General features: G+C 45.7%; 18 protein-coding genes. 10 read left to right on the top strand and 8 right to left on the bottom strand.

Going from position 1 to position 22,435, the window contains the following annotated elements; translation table 11 throughout:
• Positions 1-5: 5 nt before the first annotated feature.
• Positions 6-1,049, top strand: a complete 1,044-nt coding sequence (locus A8C56_RS09220; RefSeq protein ID WP_067754850.1) for an efflux RND transporter periplasmic adaptor subunit — start codon at positions 6-8, stop codon at positions 1,047-1,049.
• A 195-nt stretch (positions 1,050-1,244) separates the two neighbouring features.
• Positions 1,245-4,319, top strand: a complete 3,075-nt coding sequence (locus tag A8C56_RS09215; protein WP_067754847.1) for an efflux RND transporter permease subunit — start codon at positions 1,245-1,247, stop codon at positions 4,317-4,319.
• A gap of 527 nt (positions 4,320-4,846) precedes the next feature.
• Here A8C56_RS09215 and A8C56_RS09210 read toward each other — a convergent pair.
• Positions 4,847-5,659, bottom strand: a complete 813-nt coding sequence (locus A8C56_RS09210) for an enoyl-ACP reductase FabI (RefSeq protein ID WP_067754845.1) — start codon at positions 5,657-5,659, stop codon at positions 4,847-4,849.
• Positions 5,660-5,724: 65 nt separating this feature from the next.
• Positions 5,725-7,932: an HAD-IIB family hydrolase gene (locus A8C56_RS09205; protein WP_067754842.1), complete on the bottom strand. Its 2,208-nt coding sequence runs from the start codon at positions 7,930-7,932 to the stop codon at positions 5,725-5,727.
• A gap of 149 nt (positions 7,933-8,081) precedes the next feature.
• Between A8C56_RS09205 and A8C56_RS09200 the strand changes: the two genes are divergently transcribed.
• Complete coding sequence (locus A8C56_RS09200; RefSeq protein WP_067761816.1) at positions 8,082-9,557, top strand: glycoside hydrolase family protein; 1,476 nt, start codon at positions 8,082-8,084, stop codon at positions 9,555-9,557.
• On the opposite strand, the gene A8C56_RS09195 is transcribed toward A8C56_RS09200, so the two are convergent.
• Positions 9,554-10,246: a DUF1003 domain-containing protein gene (locus tag A8C56_RS09195; protein ID WP_067754838.1), complete on the bottom strand. Its 693-nt coding sequence runs from the start codon at positions 10,244-10,246 to the stop codon at positions 9,554-9,556. The two genes, A8C56_RS09200 and A8C56_RS09195, sit on opposite strands and share 4 nt — an antisense overlap.
• Before the next feature lie 381 nt (positions 10,247-10,627).
• Positions 10,628-11,416, bottom strand: a complete 789-nt coding sequence (locus A8C56_RS09185; RefSeq protein ID WP_245645815.1) for a phosphatase PAP2 family protein — start codon at positions 11,414-11,416, stop codon at positions 10,628-10,630.
• 241 nt (positions 11,417-11,657) lie between these two features.
• On the opposite strand from A8C56_RS09185, the gene A8C56_RS09180 reads away from it, so the two are divergent.
• Entirely contained in the window at positions 11,658-12,725 is a 1,068-nt protein-coding gene (locus tag A8C56_RS09180; RefSeq protein ID WP_067761812.1) for an LLM class flavin-dependent oxidoreductase, read from the top strand.
• Positions 12,726-12,844: 119 nt separating this feature from the next.
• Here the strand turns inward: A8C56_RS09180 and A8C56_RS09175 are convergent, their stop codons facing one another.
• Entirely contained in the window at positions 12,845-13,861 is a 1,017-nt protein-coding gene (locus tag A8C56_RS09175) for a GlxA family transcriptional regulator (protein ID WP_067761809.1), read from the bottom strand.
• Positions 13,862-14,074: 213 nt separating this feature from the next.
• Between A8C56_RS09175 and A8C56_RS09170 the strand changes: the two genes are divergently transcribed.
• The gene (locus A8C56_RS09170) at positions 14,075-14,497 is read left to right on the top strand and encodes a VOC family protein (protein WP_067754832.1); all 423 of its coding nucleotides are present in this window, start codon (positions 14,075-14,077) and stop codon (positions 14,495-14,497) included.
• Here the strand turns inward: A8C56_RS09170 and A8C56_RS09165 are convergent.
• Positions 14,484-15,047 (bottom strand): DUF5715 family protein, encoded by a 564-nt coding sequence (locus A8C56_RS09165; protein ID WP_067754829.1) that lies wholly within the window; start codon positions 15,045-15,047, stop codon positions 14,484-14,486. The two genes, A8C56_RS09170 and A8C56_RS09165, sit on opposite strands and share 14 nt — an antisense overlap.
• Before the next feature lie 370 nt (positions 15,048-15,417).
• On the opposite strand from A8C56_RS09165, the gene dnaK reads away from it, so the two are divergent.
• A complete protein-coding gene (gene dnaK / locus A8C56_RS09160) occupies positions 15,418-17,346 on the top strand; it encodes a molecular chaperone DnaK (protein WP_067761808.1) in 1,929 nt (642 codons plus the stop codon).
• A gap of 74 nt (positions 17,347-17,420) precedes the next feature.
• On the opposite strand, the gene A8C56_RS09155 is transcribed toward dnaK, so the two are convergent.
• Positions 17,421-18,962 (bottom strand): carbohydrate-binding domain-containing protein, encoded by a 1,542-nt coding sequence (locus A8C56_RS09155; RefSeq protein ID WP_067754826.1) that lies wholly within the window; start codon positions 18,960-18,962, stop codon positions 17,421-17,423.
• 181 nt (positions 18,963-19,143) lie between these two features.
• Positions 19,144-19,623 carry a YbaK/EbsC family protein gene (locus A8C56_RS09150; RefSeq protein WP_067754823.1) on the bottom strand — a complete coding sequence of 160 codons (480 nt, stop codon included), beginning with the start codon at positions 19,621-19,623 and terminating at the stop codon, positions 19,144-19,146.
• Positions 19,624-19,777: 154 nt separating this feature from the next.
• On the opposite strand from A8C56_RS09150, the gene A8C56_RS09145 reads away from it, so the two are divergent.
• From A8C56_RS09145 to rsmI, 4 genes are all read left to right on the top strand, one after another.
• Entirely contained in the window at positions 19,778-20,341 is a 564-nt protein-coding gene (locus A8C56_RS09145) for a hypothetical protein (protein ID WP_067754820.1), read from the top strand.
• A 3-nt stretch (positions 20,342-20,344) separates the two neighbouring features.
• Entirely contained in the window at positions 20,345-21,091 is a 747-nt protein-coding gene (locus A8C56_RS09140; RefSeq protein WP_067754817.1) for a CDP-alcohol phosphatidyltransferase family protein, read from the top strand.
• Positions 21,088-21,333: a phosphoribosylformylglycinamidine synthase subunit PurS gene (gene purS, locus A8C56_RS09135; RefSeq protein ID WP_067754814.1), complete on the top strand. Its 246-nt coding sequence runs from the start codon at positions 21,088-21,090 to the stop codon at positions 21,331-21,333. Before A8C56_RS09140 ends, purS begins: the two co-directional genes overlap by 4 nt.
• A gap of 82 nt (positions 21,334-21,415) precedes the next feature.
• A complete protein-coding gene (gene rsmI, locus A8C56_RS09130; RefSeq protein WP_067754811.1) occupies positions 21,416-22,117 on the top strand; it encodes a 16S rRNA (cytidine(1402)-2'-O)-methyltransferase in 702 nt (233 codons plus the stop codon).
• Positions 22,118-22,435: the final 318 nt, after the last annotated feature.

Here is a 22,435-nt window from a genome sequence, read left to right as displayed (position 1 = left end):
CTCATATGCAAAAAGGTCTTACTACCGGCTTTGCCCTGTTGCTCATTCTTATACTGGCTGCCTGTAACAGGAAGCCTGCTGATAAAAAAACAGAGGATGTTATTCCGGTAAAAGTGATGGCGCTGCAGCAGGAAGCTATGCAACCTGCCCTATATATGTCCGGCGTATTTACTACTGATGATGAAACCAATCTTTCCTTTAAAAACGGGGGAATTATTAAGCGGATTTATGTAAAAGAAAGTGATGCTGTTAAAAAAGGCCAGTTATTGGCAATAATAGATCCAACGGAAATCAATGCAATGCATCAGCAGGCACAGCTTTCCTATACAAAAGCCCGGAGAGATTATGAACGCGCAAAAAAACTGTATGAAGATAGCGTGGTTACCCTTGAGCAAATGCAGAATGCAAAAACCGCCCTGGATCTGGCTAAACAACAAATGGCCGGCGCTGATTTCAACACAGCTACCACTGTAATAAGAGCCCCCCAATCCGGTTATGTACTGCACAAGTTTGCAAATGAAGGGCAGGTGGCCGGCCCCGGTATGCCTGTATTGCAGATCAATGGCGCTGCCAGCGGAAAATGGATCCTTAAAGGGGGAGTCAGTGATCAGCAATGGGCAGTCATCAGCATCGGAGATGACGCTACTGTTACTACTGATGCGGTTCCGGGTGAAACATTTACAGCAAAAGTGATCAAAAAATCAGAGGGTATCGATCCCGCAAGCGGAACGTTTATTATACAATTACAACTGGCCGATCCGGACAGGAAGCGGATTGCGTCCGGATTATTTGGAAAAGCAGCCATCACTCCATCACATAAAACGAACGCATGGGTCATACCTTATGATGCTTTGCTGGACGGAGATCAGAACAGCGGCTATGTTTTTATCACCAATGATAATAAAACGGCAAAGAAAATACAGGTGCAGATCGGCAAAATTGAAAATGACCGCCTGTGGATCAGCCGGGGCCTCGAAAATGCAAGGAATCTTATTCTTTCAGGGAATGCCTACCTGACAGAAGGCTCAAAAATAAAAGTGGTCCGATGATGCGGGTGCCTGTCAGGGGTGGCAAGACTTTCTGACAAATTTTTCAAAAATTTAAAAAGAAGTGCAATGAAACGGTATTATAACAATTTTCATTTTCTCATACAGAAGAGAATCTCCGGCAGACCTGGATTGTCCGTGATCAATCCCGTTCGATAATTCTAAACAGTCATACAGGGTGAACAAAAAAATCTACGAATGAAAATATCGGAATATGCAATAAAGAATAATCAGTTTACACTCGTAATGGTACTGATGGTGGTAGCACTGGGCATTTCAACGTTACTGGGAATGCCCCGTTCAGAAGACCCGGAGTTAAATGCGCCCATTTTTCCGGTAGTAGTGGTCTACCCGGGCACCAATCCAAAGGATATGGAAGAACTGGTAGTAAAACCCCTGGAAAAAGAGATTTACGGACTTGAGAATATGAAGCGCATCCGTACCTCTATTTTTGACGGACTGGCCGTATTGTCTGTAGAGTACCGGTACAATGTGAATGTGGATGATAAATACCAGGAACTTGAACGAGAGGTAAATAGTTTGCGTCCGAAATTACCGCAGGATATTTACAGTATAGAGGTAAAAAAGATTGACCCCTCAAATGTTAATATCCTGCAGATAGCGCTGGTGTCTGAAAATGCTTCCCGCGATAAGTTAAACAGAGCAGCGGATGACCTGCAGGATGCATTAGAACAGGTTCCCGGATTAAAAAATGTGGAAGTACAGGGTATACCGGACCGGCTGATCCGTATAGACATTCAGCCGGATAAAATGATGCAACTGAAGGTACCGCTTACGCTTATATCCGGGGCGCTGCAAAGTGAGGTGGCTAATATTCCCGGCGGCAGCATCAACCAGGGAAATAAAACATACAGCGTTAAAACCAATAATGGTTTTAACAACCTGGAGGAAATTAAAAATGTAGTGGTTTCTTCCCGCAACGGCAGTTCTATCCTGTTAAAAGATCTTGCCAGTATTTATTTTGATTATGGCCCTGAAACACATATTACCCGGCTCAACGGGCACCGGTCTGTAATTGTAATCGCTGCATTGAAAAAGGGTGAAAATATTTCCAGGGTTCAAAAAGCATACTTGCCGGTAATTGAAAAATTTAAAGGTGCGCTGCCTTCAAATATTGACCTGGTATTACATTTTGATCAGGCGCAACAGGTCAGGGACCGTTTGAGTGATCTGGGAATAGATTTTATTATTGCCATCAGCCTGGTGCTGATTACTTTGCTTCCTCTTGGTACCAGGGCCTCGCTGGTGGTAATGATCGCTATTCCTTTATCGCTGGGCATCGGCATTATTTTACTGAATCTGCTGGGCTACAATTTAAATCAGTTAAGTATTGTTGGCCTTGTTGTGGCACTGGGCCTTCTTGTAGATGACAGCATTGTGGTTGTTGAAAATATAGAACGCTGGATACGAGAAGGCCATTCCCGCCTGGAAGCGACCATAAAAGGAACCCGTCAGATCGGGATGGCCGTTCTGGGTTGTACGGCTACCCTGATCATTGCCTTTATGCCGCTGGCTTTTATGCCGGAAGCATCCGGGGAATTTATCCGTAGTCTTCCGGTTTCTGTTATTGCCACTATTATAGGATCCATGATCGTAGCGCTAACTATTGTACCTTATTTGTCGAGTATTTTGTTAAAAAATAATCATGCAGAGCAAGACAATATCTTTTTGCGGGGATTGCAAAGGCTAATTCATGGAACATACGCGCGCCTGCTGGATAAAGCGCTGAAGCATCCTGCATTTACACTTGTGATTGCCGCTGCTGTTTTTTTACTTTCATTATTATTGATCCCTGTAATCGGCACCAGTCTTTTTCCTTCCTCGGAGAAACCGCAATTCCTGATCGACATCTCCACGCCAGCACAGTCTTCTGTTTTTTATACAGATGCTGTCAGCCGGGAAATTGAGAAGGATCTTAAAAATGTGCGGGAAGTGCAATATTTTGCCTCAAATACCGGAAAGGGGAATCCGCGGATTTACTATAATGTGAACCAGCAAAATGAACGGAGCGATTTCGCAGAACTATTTGTTCAGTTATATCCCGGAACGGATCCTGTAAAAAAAATAGCGATCATTGAACAACTGCGAAAAAAGTGGACACCTTATACCGGGGCAAAAGTTGAAGTAAAGAATTTCGAGCAGGGGAATGCCATGATTTCCCCGGTAGAAGTACGGATCAAAGGAGAAAACCTGGACACCCTGCAGCAACTGGCGTCCAAAGTGGAAGCCTTGCTGAATCATACAGAAGGTACCTTATATATAAATAATCCGATAAAAAACCTGAAGTCAGATATACGTATCCGCATCAATAAGGAAAAAGCACAGCAATTGGGTGTTCCTACCATCAACATCAGCAGAACGGTGCGCATGGCTGTAGCCGGCTACCCCGCAGGCACTTATACCCCGCCGGACAGGGATAACGAAGAATACCAGCTTCTTGTTACCGTTCCAAGAGCACCTTATCCGGATATGAGCGTGTTCAACAACTTATATGTTAATGCAAATGATGGAAGCGCCATTCCGTTGCTGCAGCTGGTTACAATTAATTTTGAAAGCTCACAGCAAACGATTAATCACTATAATAAGATCAGAAGCGCTACGGTGAATGCATTTGTGAAAAAAGGGTACCTGAATGCGGACGTGATCAATGAGGTTGTAAAAAAAATGGACCGGCTGCAACTTCCCAAAGGATACAGCTATCAGATGGGTGGAGAACTGGAGGGGAAAAATGAATCTTTCAGCGGGTTTGGCACTATTATACTGGCTACATTATTTTTGTTTATTGCAGTACTTGTGCTGCAATTTAAAACCTTTAAGAGCACGCTGATTGTATTGTCAGTAATTCCTTTGGGGATCGTGGGTGCGGTTGCTGCACTTTTGATAACCGGGAATTCACTGTCTTTTGTAGCCACCATCGGCATTGTAGCGCTGGCGGGGATTGAAGTAAAGAATACGATCCTGCTGGTAGATTTTACCAACCAGCTCCGCGAGCAGGGAATGGAACTGATGCCGGCAATTGAAGAGGCAGGGGAGAAACGTTTTTTGCCGATTATTCTGACAACATTTACCGCTATCGGCGGACTGATTCCAATTGCATGGTCCAGCAACCCGTTAATAGCCCCCCTGGCCATTGTAATGATTGGCGGGCTGATCAGCTCTACTTTATTGTCAAGGATCGTGACGCCTGTTGTATATAAGCTGATCCCTCCCAAAATAAAAACACAACCGCAGGAAGAAAAGCAGAAGGGCTAAAATTCCTTTTGAATTTGCTGATTGTTGTACGCAGTTCGCTCTTTGGGTTTCAGGAAGGTCTAAAGGATGATGAGGTAGAAAAGGATTGTTCCCAGGCCGGTCTCTGTTTCTGGCTTTGAATAATGGTACAGGACTCGCCGTTTTATAGCTGAAAGAAAACGCCGGGTCCAGGGCCTGCGCACAATATACAATATCCGGTATGAGGGTCGGCTATGAAAAATATTGCGGCGCTACGCGCCTTTTGGGCCCGTGGTTATTTGCTGCTATGGATCTCTGGCTGCTCCGCAGCATGCTTTCCACATAGCGCATGGTAAAGGTGCAGTGCACCGGTACTGTTTATAGATCTACCGCAAACAATTACAGAGCCGCAGCGCGGCGTGATACCAATTTCCGCCGTTTCAGGTTATTCACCGGTATGTTGCTGCCTGTAATGTAGGGTTAAAGAAAATATTTATGTTCAAACGATAGGTTTAACCGGCATCCGTAATATTTCCCGATGTCAGCGGCTGTTATGCCCGGTTTATAAATTATCCCATCGATTCCAGCACTTCCGGTGTTACACCGGTAAAGCTAAAGCCTCCATCGTGAAACAGGTTTTGCATGGTTACATACCGGGTAAGGTCACTGAACATTACAGAAATATATTTTGCACAGTCCTCTGCGGGGGCATTGCCCAGCGGGCTCATTTTTTCCGCATAGGTCATAAAGTTCTCAAATCCTTTTACACCGCTGCCTGCGGTTGTTTTTGTGGGCGACTGGGAAATGGTATTAATGCGCACTTTCTTCTTTACGCCGTAGTAATAGCCAAACATGCGTGTAATACTTTCCAGCAGGGATTTTGCATCAGCCATTTCGCTGTAATCAGGAAATACGCGCTGTGCTGCAATATAGGTTAATGCAATAACGCTTGCATGCTCGTTCAATGCATCCAGGTCCCAGGCCGTTTTTAAAATGCGGTGCAGGCTCATGGAAGAGACGTCGAAGGTTTTATGATTCCAGTCGTAATTAAGGTCTGTATAATCTTTTCCTTTACGCACATTCAGGCCCATGCCAACAGAATGTAAAACAAAATCAATTTTACCGCCAAAATGTTCCGTTGATTTTTCAAAAAGGGCCTTCAGATCATCCATACTGGTTACATCGGCGCCAATCACGGGCGCATCGCCACAGGCTTCTGCCAGTTTATTGATCTCGCCCATACGTAAAGCTACAGGCGCATTGGTCAGAACGATCTGCGCACCTTCTTCATAACATTGCCGGGCCGTTTTCCAGGCAATGGATTTTTCATCCAAAGCGCCAAAGATGATTCCCTTTTTCCCTTTTAAAAGATTATATGCCATACAGTTGAATTATATGCGGTAAAAATAAGAAGATAATTGTTTTATTCATTTAAAATATTAAGAGATCAGTGGGGCTCATTGCCTTTGCCGGCGTTTTTTTGCCATTGATCCAGGTAATGATGAATACCTTCCATAACGCCTGTTGCCTGTCCGGCCTTGGAAAAATAAACATGCCGGCTTTTGCGCAGTGCTTCCAGCTCCGGGCTGTAATTGGCCACTACTATGCCTTTTGTGCTTCCGCGCAGCATATCAATGTCATTGCCCCCGTTACCGGCCGTAATAAAGTGATCCAGGGGCAGCTGCCACTTATAACTCAGGTAACGCACGGCATTCCCTTTCCCTGCCCGGATGGGCAGAATATCAAGGAACCTGTTATCTGTAAGCAGGATACGGGCCCTCAGCTTCCGGTCGTCCAGGAACTTGTACAGATCGGCCAGGCGGCCCTCATCAAAGGTATCATTGACATAATAGCTCAGTTTATAGTTCCATTGGGCATCCGCCTCCTGCATGCGGATGCCGGGGTAGTTCTCTAAGGCACGCACCAGCTCATTCCGCTTCCATTGATAGTTAATGTGGCGCTCCCAGCCGGGATCGGGGATGCAGTTTTTTGTATAATAGATCTCTGTGCCCGCAGAGCAGATGAGGATATCGGGTTCAGGAAAATCGAATTTATTAAGAGCTTCAACCGTAAGCGCCTTATTCCGGCCGGATGCAATTCCAAAAACCACCCGGTTCCGGCTTCCGGCTATCCATTTTTTTATTTCACCCAGCCCGGTGTCATCATCACCTTCTATCAGCGTGCCGTCCAGGTCAGAAATGAGAAACAGGCCGGCCTTCATCAGCTTTTTACCAAACGGGAGCTCAAAGCTGTCCGGAGGTGTATTGTCATTGCGCTGATGGTAAATGGCATCAATGCATTTGATATAGGTATTTACATGCGACTGCCAGGAATAGCTTTCCTGTGCGGCTTTGATGCCATTGGCTGAAAATTTTTCCCAGAGCGCCGTGTCGGCAATGATCTTCTTTAACGCTTCTGCAATGGCTTTGGTGTCCTGTACATCTACCAGTATACCGTTATGGGCTTTGCCAATGATCTCTTTTGGCCCACCGGTAGGGGATGCGATGATGGGTAAGCCGCAGGCTGCGGCTTCAACAATGGTCAGCCCAAAATTCTCCCCGGGTGTTGCATTTACAAATACGCCTTTTTTTTGAGCGGCCAGCCGGTAAATTTCAGGCACTTCCAGGGACGGGTCATTTTTCTTGGGCAGCGCCAGCTTTCCGTACAGGTCATACTTATCCATCAGCAGCAGCAATCCTGTAAGTATTTCCTGTTCATCCTGCGGCATCTGCGTAATGTCTTTCCGCACACCTGCAAATATGGCGAGATTGGCCATGCTTTGCAGCTCCTTGTCCTGGCCGTAGCAGTCAATGATTGTTTCAAAATTTTTGCGTTTATCGGCGCGCCCTATGGAAAGGATCAATGGTTTGGAGGGAGCAAAAAGGAAGCGCTCAATTTCAGAGTTAACGCGGTACATGGCCTGCTCCTGTTCCAGCGGAACCGTAAAGGATGGCATTGCCATTCTGTAAAAAGGGTAAAAGACATCTGTGTTGATGCCGGGCGGAATCACTTTAAATGTTGCCCGGTTCTTATTATTATAGGGCTTATATTGCGACTCTATTTCATGCTCTGTGCTTACAATGACCAGGCTGGCCATGCTCAGGGTCTTTTCTTCTTCCCTGATGCGGCGTTCTATATTAAATTTCTGGTTAATGGTGGCTTCCGGCATCCCTTCGCTGAGCAGGATCTGCTGCTTATTCCTCCCCAGGGAATGGCTGGTGGCAATGAACGGGATCTCAAAGATCCTGCTGATCTCACCGGCTATATAGTTGCCGTCTGCATAATGCCCGTGCACAATATCAGGATAATCGTCCTGCTTCTCAATAAAGCGGATGACCTTATCAACAAATTCATCCAGATTGTCCCAAAGGCTTTCTTTGGGCTTATAAGCCTGACCACCGCTGCTGATCCTGATGATACGCGCTTTGGAAGAAACGGTTTCAATTTCCTGGTTATAGGTCTGCGATACCCGCTTATCCGCAATGCGCCGGGTAAAGAGGTCAACCTTCCTTACCTGCGGATGATGCGAAAGAGCCTCCAATAATTCTAAAATATATTTAACTTGTCCCCCGGTATCTTTATCCCTGCCAATTTCAGGCTGGTGATAACGGATTAAACCGTGTGGGCTGAATAATTGTATATAGTAGTCCTGCATATTTGAAAGGGTTTAAAGGTGGAACCGTTTTAAAGGTTCCGGGTATTGAAGATGCTGTAAATATAATAAACGGTCTGCAGACAGACCGGCATGCTTCAATAAGAAAATGTAGAAGAACATTCGCGTTAAATATAAATAAATTTTTTAGAATGGAACGGCTACCTGATAATTTGTATTCCGGTTCGGGATTTAGTGAGTGGGAGATAGGGGATGTTACGATGATATTATATAATAATGTATATCATCTGTTTCACCTGATCATTCCCAATCATGATTATATTGCACATGCAGTGTCAAAAGACGGGTTAACCTGGCGAAGGGTAAAGAATGCCCTGTTTGTAGGCGATCCGGGCGATTGGGATGATGATATGCTGTGGACCATGCAGGTGTACGAAACGGATGGCCGTTTTGAAATGTACTATACCGGGCTACAGCGCAAGGACAGGGGGGTGGTCTCCAAAATAGGGCTGGCCGTATCAGATGATCTTTTTAACTGGACAAAAGTAGTAGATGAGGTATTTCCTTTTGGCCCGCGCGCGCCCTATTATGAAACCTATGAGAACAACCCCCGTTTATGGATGAGCTTTCGTGATCCTTTCCGTTATGATTATGAAGGGAAAACCTTTTTCCTGGTTTGTACAAGAGCATCTTCCGGTCCCGTTTCAAGAAGAGGTTGCGTGGGGCTGGTAGAAATGATGAGCAAAGAGCTGATCTTTCACCCACCCATGCATTACCCGATGGTATATGATGATGTAGAATGCCCCTGTGTGTTTGAACTGAACGGCCGCTACTATCTTTTAGGTTCCGTAAGGGAAGATGTTAAAGTGCGGTATTGGTTTGCGCCCGGATTTTTGGGGGAATACCACTGTTTCCACAATAATGTGCTGATGCCCCAGGGTAATTATGCCGCGCGTACTTTAAGGGACGGTCCGCATTTGCTGGTCTATAATTTTTTCTATGCCAATGGAAGTGTTGATGCCCTCAGGATCTTTCCCCCGCCCAAGCAGCTTGAAACGGACGACAGGGGCCGGCTGGTATTGAAAAGCTACTACCGGTGGGACCAGATGGTGCTGAACGAGGTACTGCAGGCAGATATGGGAACGATCATATCACTGTTTAAAAACCCTACTGCTTCCTTCAGCCAGGAAGCTGATCACTGGGTCTGTTCTTCCAGAAGCGGTTATGAGGTATTTGTTATTCAGAAATCTGCGCCCTGTTTTATATGGGAAGGCATACTGACGGTGGAAGGAATGGGGAAGCTGGGGCTGGTAACAGATATTGATGAGGAAGGCTCCGGCTATTATTATTCTTTTGATGTGATCAATAGTTTCGTAAGCGTTATCGGCTGGGGATATAACCCTGTAAATCCCCGTTCCAATTTTCTGTTTGATGTATTGCAGGACAATGTTTTTCACCTCAAAGAAGAAAAAGAATTTCATTTCCGCCTGATCCGGTATGGAAATTATATTGAGCTGGCCATTGATGGTGTGGTAAAGCTGTCGCTGATCGATTATAAATATTTCGGAAATGGCATCGGCCTGTACTCTGCATCTTCTTCTATTTCCCTGCGCAGCTCAACATTAAGGAACCTTCCGATGCCGGAAAGCGAATATGATAAGGATTAACCTGCGTTACCGGCATCTGCTGGCGTATTGTTATCGTTAAACCGGCGCATGTATTCTTCCTGGTTTGCTAACACCTGGTCCAGCTTTTCATGAAGAATACGTACTTCCAGTTCGGACTTAAGGTTCACCATATAATCCATTTTTGACCGTTCCCGGTCTTTTGCCTCCTGCCGGTTCTGGCTCATCATAATAATGGGAGCCTGTAATGCAGCAAGACAGGACAGGATCAGGTTTAGCAGGATAAACGGATAGGGATCAAAACCCCTGTTGCGCAGCCAGTAATAGTTGACGGCAATCCAGGCCAGCAGAAACAGGATAAATGCAATAATAAACGTCCAGCTGCCTCCAAAGGCAGAAACTTTGTCTGCCAGCCTTTGCCCGAAAGTGGCCTTTTTACGGGTGTCTTCGTCTTCGTCAATCATATCAGAGATCACTGTTTGATTGGTCATTGAAGAGATCACATTATCTTCCAGTTCAGAAAGATGATGAATGTCTCTCAGCAGGTACTTTGAAATATAACGTACCTTGTATTCATTCAATTCATTATATGATATCGTATCCGATCGTTTCAGATCCGGACGGTCTGACCGTATAAATTCAAACAGAGCGGGACGCAGTGATCTGCAGGAAACACTTTCATCTTTGCCGGATCCGTTATGCGGCGAATGATTGAACAGGATTTTATTCATACAGGACTTTTCGTAAAGCTATGAAATAATAAGCTGTGCCGGAATTCCTGTTATACGCAAGTGGAATTTATTATAGACCTAAACAAAGCGTTGCGGCTCAATAGCCAGAGCATTAAAAAGTTCCTAAAAGCAGATGGATCTATTTTCGGATATGACATTCCCGACATCCCCGGAAGAACCAAAAGAAAGGGCTGGTGCCGTTCAATGTTCCCGCAGAATGCGCAGAACAGCACAGACAACCAACCATCTGCGCTTCCGCCAATGGCGGAAGTCTGCGTATTCAGCGGGATATAACATGCAAGTGAAATTCATTACAGACCAATATAAAAAGTGTTACATTTTCAGGAAACTTTTCGGTCTGATCAAAATGTCACTTCCGTATTACAGCAGCTTTACAAGGTAAATACCATAAAAGCGGTCAGACACGACAGGGAGCAGAAAAGTGGAAGCCTGTTTTCCTTTTTTGGGTTGTTTCTTTATTTTATTATAGATCCAGTAGGCGGTAGTGGTGGAGGCGATACCGATGCCGGCCCCGGCAAAAACGTCAGTAACCCAATGCTCATTTTTGGCCACCCGTATAATAGCCGTAGTGGTGGCTGCCGCGTAACCGGCAACGGTATACCAGGGCGATTGATCGCCGTATTCGCGTCTTAAAAATTCTGCGGAAACAAATGCAATAGAGGAGTGCCCTGACGGGAAGGACTGGAGATCTGACTGATCCGGCCGCAATACCTTTATATTATTTTTTAACGGATATACAATAGCAGAGGAGATGCCGGCAGACAGGGCATACAGCAAGGCTTCTTCAGCCGGGCGGTGTTTGCCTTTAATGCCCAGCAGGTTCAATGCCGCAACGGTAGCAGCAGGGGCAAGCGCAGTATAATTTTCCGGCTGCAAAAAAATACTCCCTTCTTTTGATGAAGCACCGGGCACCTGGTTTTGATGTCCGTTCTTATTTTCCCTTATAATAGTGGCAACAGTACCATAACCAATCAGCACGGCAGGCAGCACATAAGACTTATAAGAAACTTTACCGGGAGCAAAAACCGGCCGGGTTGTTTTATTTACAGCTGTCTGCGTGCTGTCTTCCTGGGCATTTGCAGCGGCTGCGGATAACAGCAATACGGCGCTTATGATAAATGAAATACTATTTTTTACAAACGATGTCAAAACGTATATGTTTAAAATGATCATTACCGGGTATACGGGGCTGCAAATTAAGTGTTCTGTTATATATTGACCCTGTTTTATGCATAGCTTTCCAGGGCGAACGCATCAATTTATTTTTTACTGTATAATTGGCCAGGTATCAGTGGCAAGATATTTTACAGATCTATGCAGTTTCAGTTAACCTATATTAAGTGCAGACCCTATGGAGGAACTTATCTTTGCAGCTTAATATTTAATGATTATGGAATTAGGTATCAGTATGTTTGGGGATCTGCATTTTGATCCTGCAACCAATAAGATCCAGGCTCCTGGCGTGCGTTTAAAGGAAATAATTGAAGAAATAAAGCTGATGGATGAGGTAGGGCTCGATTATTTTGGAATAGGAGAGCACCATCGCCCGGATTATGCGGTTCCTTCGCCGGAGATCATCCTGGCGGCTGCGTCTGCGGTTACAAAAAATATAAAACTGGGCAGCGCTGTTTCGGTGGTTAGCTCATCAGACCCGGTAAAGCTGTATCAGAATTTTTCAATGGTGGACCTGCTTTCAGACGGCCGTGCCGAGATCATGGCCGGCAGGGGAAGCTTTATTGAATCGTTCCCGTTATTCGGATATGATCTGAACGATTATGATTCGCTGTTTGAGGAAAAGCTGGACCTGCTTTTAAAGATCAATAAAGAGCCGTTGATCACCTGGAAGGGTAAGCACCGCGCTGCATTGGACCGGCAACTGGTTTTGCCAAGGGCTGCCCGGCCCATACCTGTTTGGATCGCGGTTGGCGGTACTCCCTCTTCTGTGGAAAGAGCCGGCAGGCTGGGACTGCCTTTAATGATCGCCATTATCGGAGGATCTCCGGTGCAGTTTCAGCCCTTTTTTGACCTGTATAAAGAGGTTTACCAGAAGTATGGCCATGATATGAATCACTATCAGGTCGGTATACATGTACACGGCTTTTACGGCGACGACAGCACGGCATTAACCAATATGTATTATCCCTTATATGCAGCCCAGATGGACAGGGTAGGCCGTACCAGGGGCTGGCCCCCGTACAGGCGGAACCAGTTTGATTTTGGAAGAACAAAGAATGGCGCTTTGGTCATCGGCGACGCCAGTGAGGCTATTGATAAGATTTTGTATTTACAGGAACTGTTTGGTCTTACCCGCTTTGCAACGCATATGGATACAGGTGCCCCGCTGCACAGGGATATTATGAAGTCCATTGAAATATACGGAACAAAGATCGCGCCCGGGGTACGTGAGGCGCTGAAGCAAAAAAGCAACAGGGAAAAAGAAGCTCAGGCGGGGCATTAATGGATTGTTCTGCTCTTCCGAAGCTTCAGAATACAGGTTAACAGTGTTTATCAGCGCTATTCTGCAGGAAAGTCAGCCATAGGAAACTTTTCCTTTAGTTCTTTCTTACCGGTCTTGTTTTATGAAACCGCGTAACCCTGTGCAAAAGAAATTCCCACCCCCAGGTTGGGCTTATAATATTTATTGCGGTATTCAATAGGGGTAAGGCCCGTAACTTTTTTAAATACATCTCTGAAGGCCTTGGTGTCTGTATAGCCCACATCATACATGACTTCATTAATGTTAAGGCGCTTGGATTCAAATTTCCGTTTGGCGGCTTCAATTCTTACCCGCTGAATGTATTCCAGTACAGTATTGTTAGTGGCTTGCTTAAACCGGCGCTCAAAACTTCGCCTGCCCACTGCAATCATGGACGCCAGCTGGTCAATGCTGATGCGCTCACTTATATTCTGCTCAATATATTCCTGCGTTTTGATGATGGCTTCATCATTATGATCTTTCTGACCTTTAAAGATGGAAAAAGCATTCTGGCTGTTCCGGTCAATATCAATGGCAAAAAATTTTGCTAATAAGACCGCAAGTTCCCGGTAGGTGAATTTTTCTACCAGATAAAGCAGCAGGTTCCAGATAGAGTTAGCGCCACCACTGGAGTACAGGCCGGCTTCATCAGTAATTACAGAACCATCGGCCACTTCTGTATTGGGGTACAGGTGCATGAACTCATTGTAATACGCCCAGTGCGTAGAGCATTTTCTGCCATCCAGCAGGCCGGTTGCAGCAAGCAGGAAAGCGCCCAGGCAAAGTGATGCAACCTCAGTGCCCCGGGCATGCATTGCGGTGATCAGGGGAAGTGCGGGTTTATTCAGCTCAACAGCCTGCTGCATCGGCTGATCCATCAATGCAGGAATGATCAGCAGGTCTGCATCCGTTACGTCTTTTAATAAATGGTCTGTGCTGATCGTGTACAGCCCGTTGGATAAGGAAGCATTTTTTTTCAGCCCCGCCAGTTCCACTTTAAATTTGGGAGGCAGCCCGTTGGAGGCAAGAAAATCGTTTGCGGTCTGAAAGATCCTTACGGCCGGCGTTATCGATTCTATGATCCCGTTTGCAGGAACATATACACAAACCTTTTTCATTTGTATATTTTTAAATTTTTCTATAATGGCAATACACGGCATTCTTACTGAAAACAGCCGGCTGGTTACAAACCGGAGCTGACTGATGGCCGTTTGCCAATTAATTTATAAAGATAGAGAATGTACCAGTCGTAAACAACCCCTTAAAATGGCGTATATACAATACTGGAGCCCTGCAATATTTACGAGGTTTGTAGTTGAATATTTTAAAATGTGAACCGGATAAAATCGTATCTGACCTTTAATGGCAACTGCAGGGAAGCCATGATATTTTACAGGGGCTGCCTTGGCGGGGAACTGCATTTCCTGACGCTTGCGGAAAGCGCGGCAGGGATGCAACTGCCGGAGTATATGGGCTCTTATATTTTGCAGGCTTCGCTGCGTGCTTCAGGGATCGAAATCATTGCTACAGATATAGTTCCGGAAGAAGGGTGGCACTGTGGAAATAATATTGCTTTATTAATGGAATGCCAGAGCCTGAACGAACTGCTGACTGTTTACCGGCGGCTTGGTAAAGAAGGAATAAGCTATCAGCGGGTGGTACCTGCAGCCGGGGGTAATTATATAGGAACGTTGAAAGATAAATTCGGCATCCGGTGGATGCTGCATTTTGACGCACAGATTAACGGGCGGTAATATGAAAACAGCTTACCGCATATTCTTTTATATAAAGCAGCTTTCCCTTTGCCTGAAAATCTGCCAGCACAGCGTGCAGCGCCCGTTCCAGGCGTTTATTGGAGCCTTTTCTGCCATTAAAGCGAACATAGGAAATATCAAAAGAACTGCCATAATTGTGAGAGCTCACCCCAAATACGGCATTGCCATTCACCCTTCTCAGCCTGTTTTGCGAACCGGTAGTTCTGGTAAGGGAAGTAACCGTAAAGGTGCTCCCTGTTCTGGCATAAAAGGCACGCGCCACCTGGTTTAAAACAGTTTTGGCCCTGGGAACCAGGTAGGGCTTGCTGTAGGTTAGTTTTTGAACCCGGTAGCCTTTCCCGGAGCTTACTTTGGCCAGCTTTTTTTTTGATACATAACTTTTTACCTGGGCATCCGTCCTGAGCAGGGGCACCCCATGCTGGCGGGCTATGCTTAAATGTGCTTTATAACGGGCGCTTTGGGCAATAACCGGTTTGTGCGTAAGAACACAGAAAGGCAGGATCATAAATAAAGCCAGGTATCGCTTCATAAAATTACGGACAGGGGTCAGAACCGCAGCAAAGATAAGGGATATAGCAGAGGAGCCTGTGCAGATAAATTATGAACGGTTAACAGCAGGATGCGGGATTCTTACGCTGTTCCGGCCCCTCTAACAGGAAAAGAGCCTTTAAAACAATATTAAATGCTGCTTCGGTAAGATAAGCACAGCCTTGCGGGGACGGGCGGAATACTGTTTTTTAGTAACTGACGCACATGCCTGTGCCGGAAGCTGTTATCTGGCAAGAACAGGGGCAGAAGCTGACATTTTTACATGTTCCTTTACTGCGGCATAATCATTGAAAGCAAATATATGTCGCTAAAAAGTGGCAAATTTTTATAAAAGGAGAAATTTAAATATTATGGGTAAAATTATTGGTATTGACTTAGGAACCACAAATAGCTGTGTGGCAGTTATGGAAGGTAATGAGCCTGTGGTGATTGCCAACGATGAAGGTCGTCGTACGACTCCTTCCGTTGTGGCTTTTTTAAAAAATGGTGAGCGTAAGGTCGGGGATCCTGCAAAAAGGCAGGCGATCACGAACCCGCAAAATACAATCATGTCCGTAAAACGTTTTATGGGCCGCCGTTTTGATGAAGTTTCTGAAGAAATCAGCCACTGGAGCTATAAAGTTGTTCGTGGTGACAATGATACTATACGGATTGATATTGACGGACGCCTGTATACACCGCAGGAGATCTCTGCGATGATCTTACAGAAAATGAAAAAGACCGCCGAAGACTACCTGGGGCAGGAAGTGAACGAAGCGGTAATTACCGTACCGGCTTATTTTAACGATGCGCAGCGCCAGGCTACAAAAGAAGCCGGTGAAATTGCCGGGCTTACAGTGCGCCGTATTGTAAACGAACCTACTGCTGCCGCTTTGGCCTATGGCCTGGATAAAGGCGGTAAAGACCACAAAATTGCCGTATTTGACCTGGGCGGTGGTACATTTGATATTTCCGTTCTGGAGCTGGGCGATGGCGTATTTGAGGTAAAATCTACTAATGGTGATACACACCTGGGCGGTGATGATTTTGATAAAGTGATTATGGACTGGCTGGCTGAAGAGTTCAGGAAGGACGAGAGCATTGACCTCCGTAAAGATCCCATGGCGCTGCAGCGTCTGAAGGAAGCCGCAGAAAAAGCAAAGATCGAATTATCTTCTTCCAGTGAAACAGAGATCAACCTGCCTTATATTACTGCTGTGGACGGTGTGCCCAAGCACCTTGTAAAAAAACTGACCCGTGCAAAGTTTGAACAACTGGCTGATAACCTGTTCACCCGTTGCTTAAAGCCCTGTGAGGCTGCTTTAAAGGACGCCGGAATCAACGCCTCTGAAATTGATGAAGTCATTCTTGTAGGTGGTAGCACGCGTATTCCAAAAGTGCAGGAAATTGTAGAAAAGTTCTTTGGGAAAAAACCCAATAAAGGGGTGAACCCCGATGAAGTAGTGGCCATTGGCGCTGCTATACAGGGCGCGGTTTTAACCGGTGAAGTAAAAGATGTATTACTGCTGGACGTAACTCCGCTTTCCCTGGGTATTGAAACCATGGGCGGGGTAATGACCACCCTTATTCCGGCCAATACAACGATTCCCACAAAGAAATCAGAGGTCTTCTCTACGGCAAGCGATAACCAGCCCGGTGTACAAATACACGTATTGCAGGGAGAACGCTCTATGGCAAAAGATAATAAAAGCCTGGGGATCTTTAACCTGGACGGTATTCCGCCGGCCCCGAGAGGCGTGCCTCAGATTGAAGTAACATTTGACATTGATGCAAACGGTATCATGCACGTTACTGCAAAGGATAAGGGCACCGGTAAAGAGCAGAAGATCCATATTGAGGCGGGCAGCGGTTTAAGCAAAGAAGAAGTAGAAAAAATGAAAGCAGAAGCTAAAGCCAATGAGGCCGCTGATAAAGCAGAAAGAGAAAAGATTGATAAGCTGAATGCTGCAGACAGCCTGATATTCCAGACAGAAAAACAACTGAAGGAATATGGAGATAAGGTGCCTGCTGATAAAAAATCAGTAATTGAAGGCGCTGTAACTAAATTAAAAGAAGCGCACAAGCAACAGGATGTGGCAGCCATTGACAAATCAATGGAAGAGCTGAATGCTGCATGGACAGCCGCCAGTGAGGATATTTATAAATCCGGGCAGGCTGCTGATGGAGGTGCCCAGGCCAATGCAGGTGCAGGCCAGCCCGGCAACGGTGAGGGGCAACCCGGTGGCAATTCAGGTGGTACAGAAGACGTAACAGATGTTCCGTTTGAAGAAGTGAAGTAAGTTTTTATATAGCAAAAAGTAATCCCGGCATTTGCCGGGATTTTTTTATTAATGGAAGGTTTACGGATAGTGCTTTACCTGCCGCCCCCGGGCCCGGTACTTCCTCCTTCGTTGGTTACAATACTGCTGGTGGTAAAGCTGCTTCCTTTGGTGCCACGTGTGTACGTACCGCTGGTATACAGACCATGAAAGCTGGTGCCGTTTGCAACGCTGCCCCCTGTATAAATAACATAGCTGGTATTGGCCTTAAGCTTAGCGCCGGAAAACAACAGGGTGGTATAGGTTTTAGGAGCCAGGAACGTAAGCGCCTCGGCGCCGCCGGCAGATTCTATATGATAGATCTGGCTGGCGGATGCACCTCCCAAAATTGCGGAGTATTGAGTGGAAGCGCTGGCTGTAGGAGAACTGGTTGCCCCGCCGATGCCTACAAGCGTGCCCCCGGTGATCTTAAAGGTATTCTGGTCGCAGTCGAAACCCTCTTCCGGTGCGGCCGCGCCTATAGCCACAATGCGGCCGCCGGTAACAGTCATCGGCCCGTTGGAATCGATACCATCGTTGGAGGAACTGCTGGCATAGATATAGCCCCCGTTAATATTTATTTTACTGCCGGCATTTAACCCGTCATCAACAGTTGTTACCGAAATAGTGCCATTATTAATGGTTAATGTGGATTTACTTTCAATACCTTCTCCCGCACTGGTTGTAATTGTCATAGTGCCACCGTTAATGGTCACATAAGGATCAATGGTATTGTCAGTGTTATAGGATGCAGTAATACCATCATCGCCTGCATGAATGGTGAGTATACCATTGTTGATCACAATCGACCCCTCATCACACTCAATACCATCACTGTCTGCAGTTATCGTAAGGGTTCCTCCATCTGCAATAAAGGCATCATTTGTATGTATGCCATCGCTTACAGCACCGGTTACCGTAATGGTACCGCTTCTTACCCGTATATAGTCATCACTGCATATGCCGTGTTTATAATTCCCTTTTACGGTAAGGGAACCGGTTCCGCTGAAGATCAGTTGCCCTTCACTGAAAAAAGCGCCTTTCATATCCTCGGCGCCTGCTGCATAAGTGCTGCCATCTGTTAACGTATTGGTTGTATTGGCGGCCAGCACAATAAAGGCTCTTTTACCGGACTGAATATTGATCGCCGGGCCGTCTGCACTGGTAATGCTGACCCCGTTCAGCGTTAGCCGGAATTTATTGTCGCTGTAAATTTTTACCGATCCGTTGGCCGTGGTTCCGGATAACTCATAGGCCACCTCTTTTACTGTTGAGGTGATCACAATAGCATCACCTGATTGTGCAATGGAAACGCCGCTGCCGGCCAGCGGGTTATTAATGACCGTAGTAGTTCCAAAAACGATTGATACGGTGTGTGAAAAGGTGGAGTTCTCTACCAGGTCATCGGCATTGTAGGCTGAATCTGCACTGCCTTCCGCTGTACCGCTGTTGCTGGTGCTGTCGATCGTTATAGTACCGCCTGTTGTGCCGGAGGAACCAGTGTCGGAACTGCTGCCTGTAAGATCCGATTTGGAGCAGCCGATGAGTACAGATACGGAAATAACCAGGAGTAAAAGAGTCCATTTTCTTTTGGGCATAGCTGTAAAAGTTTCAATATTAAATGATAAGTTTCAACAGCTACAATTTTACAGCTGTTGTCTTTTCCGGTAAAGAATAATAGGCGAATTACAGAATCGTACCGATAAATCTATTAACAGAATGTTAAGATGCACAACCATTCCCTGTATGGGTTCTTTTTAAGAAAAGTTTAAGGGCCGTTCAGCCGGGTACGGCGCTTTTTGTAACATTTACCCAGCCCTTATGGTCAACAATAGCGGCCAGTTCTCCAACAGAAAGTTTGATGGCAGTGTTTAGGGAACCGCACGCGGGATAAACGTATTCATTATTTTTAAGCGATTCATCCAGGTAGATCCGCACATGATCAGGAACACCAAACGGGCAAACCCCTCCGGGTGGATGGCCTGTCAGCGGTTCCACATCCTCAAAGGCCAGCATATTGGCTTTAAAACCAAATTGCGCTTTAAATTTTTTACTGTCTATTTTCTGGTGCCCCGCAGTTACGATCAGGATTACGCCGCCTTCTTTATCATATAAGGAAACCGATTTTGCAATTTCATTGCCGGTTACGCCCAATGCAGCAGCAGCCGTATCCACTGTAGCGGCAGTTGTATCCAGCTCAATAATTTCGCTGTCTTTATCAAATTGTTCCAGGTATGCTTTAGCAGTATTAAAACCCATCAGATTCCTGTTTGTAATGTTTTCAAATGTAAATCAAAATACGTATTGACCGGAAATAATGCATTCACAAGCCCGGCAAGATGAGGCCACCGTGTTCTGCCGCTATTTAAAAGCCCTGCAAGGCAGGCTGCATAAAAAACAGTAAATTCGCAGTGTGCATGATATAGAACCATATTACAACTGGCAGCATATTTACCTGAGCGAGGAGGATGAACGTTCTCCCTTTTATGGTATTGAACATTCGCAGTTTGAGTATACAGATGCTGTTTATAATTATTATATCCATCCGCAATGGGATTATTTTGGCAGCCGTACCCTTTATTTAAAAGTGTTAATAGCAGATTATGAAGAAGGATATGCCATCATTGAAATGATCGGGGAGTGGAATGATGCGGTGGAGAACGATATTATGACCCTAAAGCGCGATGTGCTGGAAGTATTTATGCAGGAAGGCATTTATAAGTTCATTTTAATTGCAGAAAATGTGCTGAACTTTCACAGCGGGGATAAGGATTACTATGAAGAACTGCATGAAGAGCTGAGCGATGCCGATGGGTGGATCGTGTGCCTGAATATGCCTCCGCAAACGCAGTATGAGTTTAAGCTGGCCAAACTGAACCAGTACATTGAGCTGATGGAAATAGATAACTGGCGGGTATATAAGCCCTATCATCTTTACAAAAAAATAAATGATCAGTTAACCGCAAGACTGTATTAAAAAATGAAGCAGATACCCAATCTTTTTACTTTGTTGAACCTGGTTTTCGGGTGTGTGGCTATCAAATTCATTTTGCAGCCGGAAACGGCGTTTTTAAGCAGCGGAGGAAAAGTAGTTACCTCAGGTATGCTGACGGGTGGTTTCCTGCTGCTGTGCGCAGCTGTTGTGGATTTCCTGGACGGATTTGTGGCAAGGCTGTTTAAAGCAACATCAGCAATGGGAGAGCAGCTCGATTCGCTGGCAGATGCCGTTAGCTTTGGTGTGGCCCCGGGCATGATCCTTTACCGTTTGCTCCAGGCGGGCTATTCAGACCACTCCAATGCAACGGAATGGTGGTATTTGCCGGCAATTATTTTTCCCTGTGCAGCGGTTTGGCGGCTGGCAAAATTCAACCTGGATAAAGAGCAGCGCTATTATTTTAAGGGCCTGCCCACACCGGCAGCCGGTTTAACGGCGGCATCGCTGCCGGCCATAGCTTATTCCGGTTCTGAAGCTATGAACCAGCTTATTTTTACCCCGGCTGTTATTTACACCGTTATTATTATTATTAGCTGGCTGATGATAAGCAACCTGCCCATCATCAGTTTAAAATTTCAATCCTATACGCTAAAAGCCAATATTGATAAGCTTTTGCTGGCAATTATTGCACTGCTGGCCATCCTTATTTTTAAATGGGCGGCTGTTCCTGTTGTGTTGGTAGCGTATGTTATTGTATCTTTGATTTTTAAGCCAAATAAAGAAAAAATATGAATTATACAGTGCAGGTGGTTGTTATGCCGCTGAAAGAGTTGTTAGACCCGCAGGGAAAAGCGGTTTTGGGCGGATTGGAAAACCTGGGACTTGGAAAAATAAAAGATGTGCGTGTTGGTAAGAATATCACCCTGCAGATAGAAGCTGATTCAAAAGAAGCAGCCAAAAGCATTGCGGAAGAAGCAGCCGGAAAACTACTGGCCAATGCAGTGATGGAGTATTTTGAAGTAACCGTACTGTAGCTGCCGGTTAGGTACCCGGAATGGCAGGCCCGCAGCCTCATTCTACATTGTTTATTTTATATTTTGCATTTTATATTCCTGGATGCTCTATCTTGTTCCTACACCCATAGGCAATTTAAAGGACATTACGCTTCGTGCGCTGGAAGTGCTGAAAGAGGTAGATGTGATCCTGGCAGAAGATACACGTATTACGCTCCATTTGTTGAACCATTACCAGATCAGCAAGCCGCTGACGCCTTACCACCAGCATAATGAGCATAAGATCCTGCAGCACCTGGCAGACCAGCTGTGCGCAGGAAAAAAAATGGCCCTGGTTACAGATGCCGGTACACCGGGCATTTCAGACCCCGCCTTTTTGCTGGTAAGGGAATGCGTAAAGCAGGGCGTTACCGTAACATCACTGCCAGGGGCTACTGCTTTTGTTCCGGCCCTGGTAAACAGCGGCCTGCCTGCCAATCGTTTTTGCTTTGAAGGGTTCCTGCCTTTAAAGAAAGGAAGGCACACCCTGCTGGAAAGCCTGAAGACCGAGGAACGGACTATGATCTTTTATGAGTCGCCCTTACGGCTGGTAAAGACCCTTAACGAGTTTGCCGGTTATTTTGGCCCAGACCGTGAATGCAGTGTGAGCCGGGAACTGACAAAGCTTTACGAGGAAACTAAAAGAGGCCGCTTGTCTGAAGTTGCTGACTATTTTTCTCAAAAAACGGTGAAAGGAGAAATTGTGATTATTGTAAAAGGATTTGAAGCAGCCAAGAACAAAAAAAAGCAACCGGATGCCCAATAGCGCTTGCTGTTTAACTGCCATCCCGATAGAATTCATCGGGACAGCAATGTACCTCCGGCACTGCATTTTGCAACCTATAATGTAAAGAACATTTTTGATACCGTGATAACTAATAGCTCACTGATTATGCAGCCCTCCGCCCCTGGCGGAAGCGCAGAGGACGGTTTCAGCGTATTCCGCGCATTCTGCGGGAGCCTTATTTCAACATCCTTTCTTTTAGCCGGTTTTCTGCAAATTGTTTATCGGACTGATGTATATTCCTTATCGAAAATATTTGTATCTGTGGCAATAGTTACCGGTTGGGCTGCAAGGCATCCT

This window comes from Niabella ginsenosidivorans (assembly GCF_001654455.1).
GTDB classification, from domain to species: Bacteria; Bacteroidota; Bacteroidia; order Chitinophagales; family Chitinophagaceae; genus Niabella; species Niabella ginsenosidivorans.
The sequence above is the reverse complement of the archived record's forward strand: the minus strand, read 5'-3'. Positions and strand labels throughout refer to the sequence as shown.

Coding starts and splice junctions, on each gene's coding strand:
- A8C56_RS09200 (WP_067761816.1), top strand. CDS start 8,082: ATGGAACGGCTACCTGATAATTTGTATTCCGGTTCGGGATTTAGTGAG.
- A8C56_RS09175 (WP_067761809.1), bottom strand. CDS start 13,861: ATGAAAAAGGTTTGTGTATATGTTCCTGCAAACGGGATCATAGAATCG.
- dnaK (WP_067761808.1), top strand. CDS start 15,418: ATGGGTAAAATTATTGGTATTGACTTAGGAACCACAAATAGCTGTGTG.
- A8C56_RS09205 (WP_067754842.1), bottom strand. CDS start 7,932: ATGCAGGACTACTATATACAATTATTCAGCCCACACGGTTTAATCCGT.
- A8C56_RS09180 (WP_067761812.1), top strand. CDS start 11,658: ATGGAATTAGGTATCAGTATGTTTGGGGATCTGCATTTTGATCCTGCA.
- A8C56_RS09220 (WP_067754850.1), top strand. CDS start 6: ATGCAAAAAGGTCTTACTACCGGCTTTGCCCTGTTGCTCATTCTTATA.
- A8C56_RS09195 (WP_067754838.1), bottom strand. CDS start 10,246: ATGAATAAAATCCTGTTCAATCATTCGCCGCATAACGGATCCGGCAAA.
- purS (WP_067754814.1), top strand. CDS start 21,088: ATGAATTATACAGTGCAGGTGGTTGTTATGCCGCTGAAAGAGTTGTTA.
- A8C56_RS09155 (WP_067754826.1), bottom strand. CDS start 18,962: ATGCCCAAAAGAAAATGGACTCTTTTACTCCTGGTTATTTCCGTATCT.
- A8C56_RS09215 (WP_067754847.1), top strand. CDS start 1,245: ATGAAAATATCGGAATATGCAATAAAGAATAATCAGTTTACACTCGTA.
- rsmI (WP_067754811.1), top strand. CDS start 21,416: ATGCTCTATCTTGTTCCTACACCCATAGGCAATTTAAAGGACATTACG.
- A8C56_RS09210 (WP_067754845.1), bottom strand. CDS start 5,659: ATGGCATATAATCTTTTAAAAGGGAAAAAGGGAATCATCTTTGGCGCT.
- A8C56_RS09140 (WP_067754817.1), top strand. CDS start 20,345: ATGAAGCAGATACCCAATCTTTTTACTTTGTTGAACCTGGTTTTCGGG.
- A8C56_RS09165 (WP_067754829.1), bottom strand. CDS start 15,047: ATGAAGCGATACCTGGCTTTATTTATGATCCTGCCTTTCTGTGTTCTT.
- A8C56_RS09150 (WP_067754823.1), bottom strand. CDS start 19,623: ATGGGTTTTAATACTGCTAAAGCATACCTGGAACAATTTGATAAAGAC.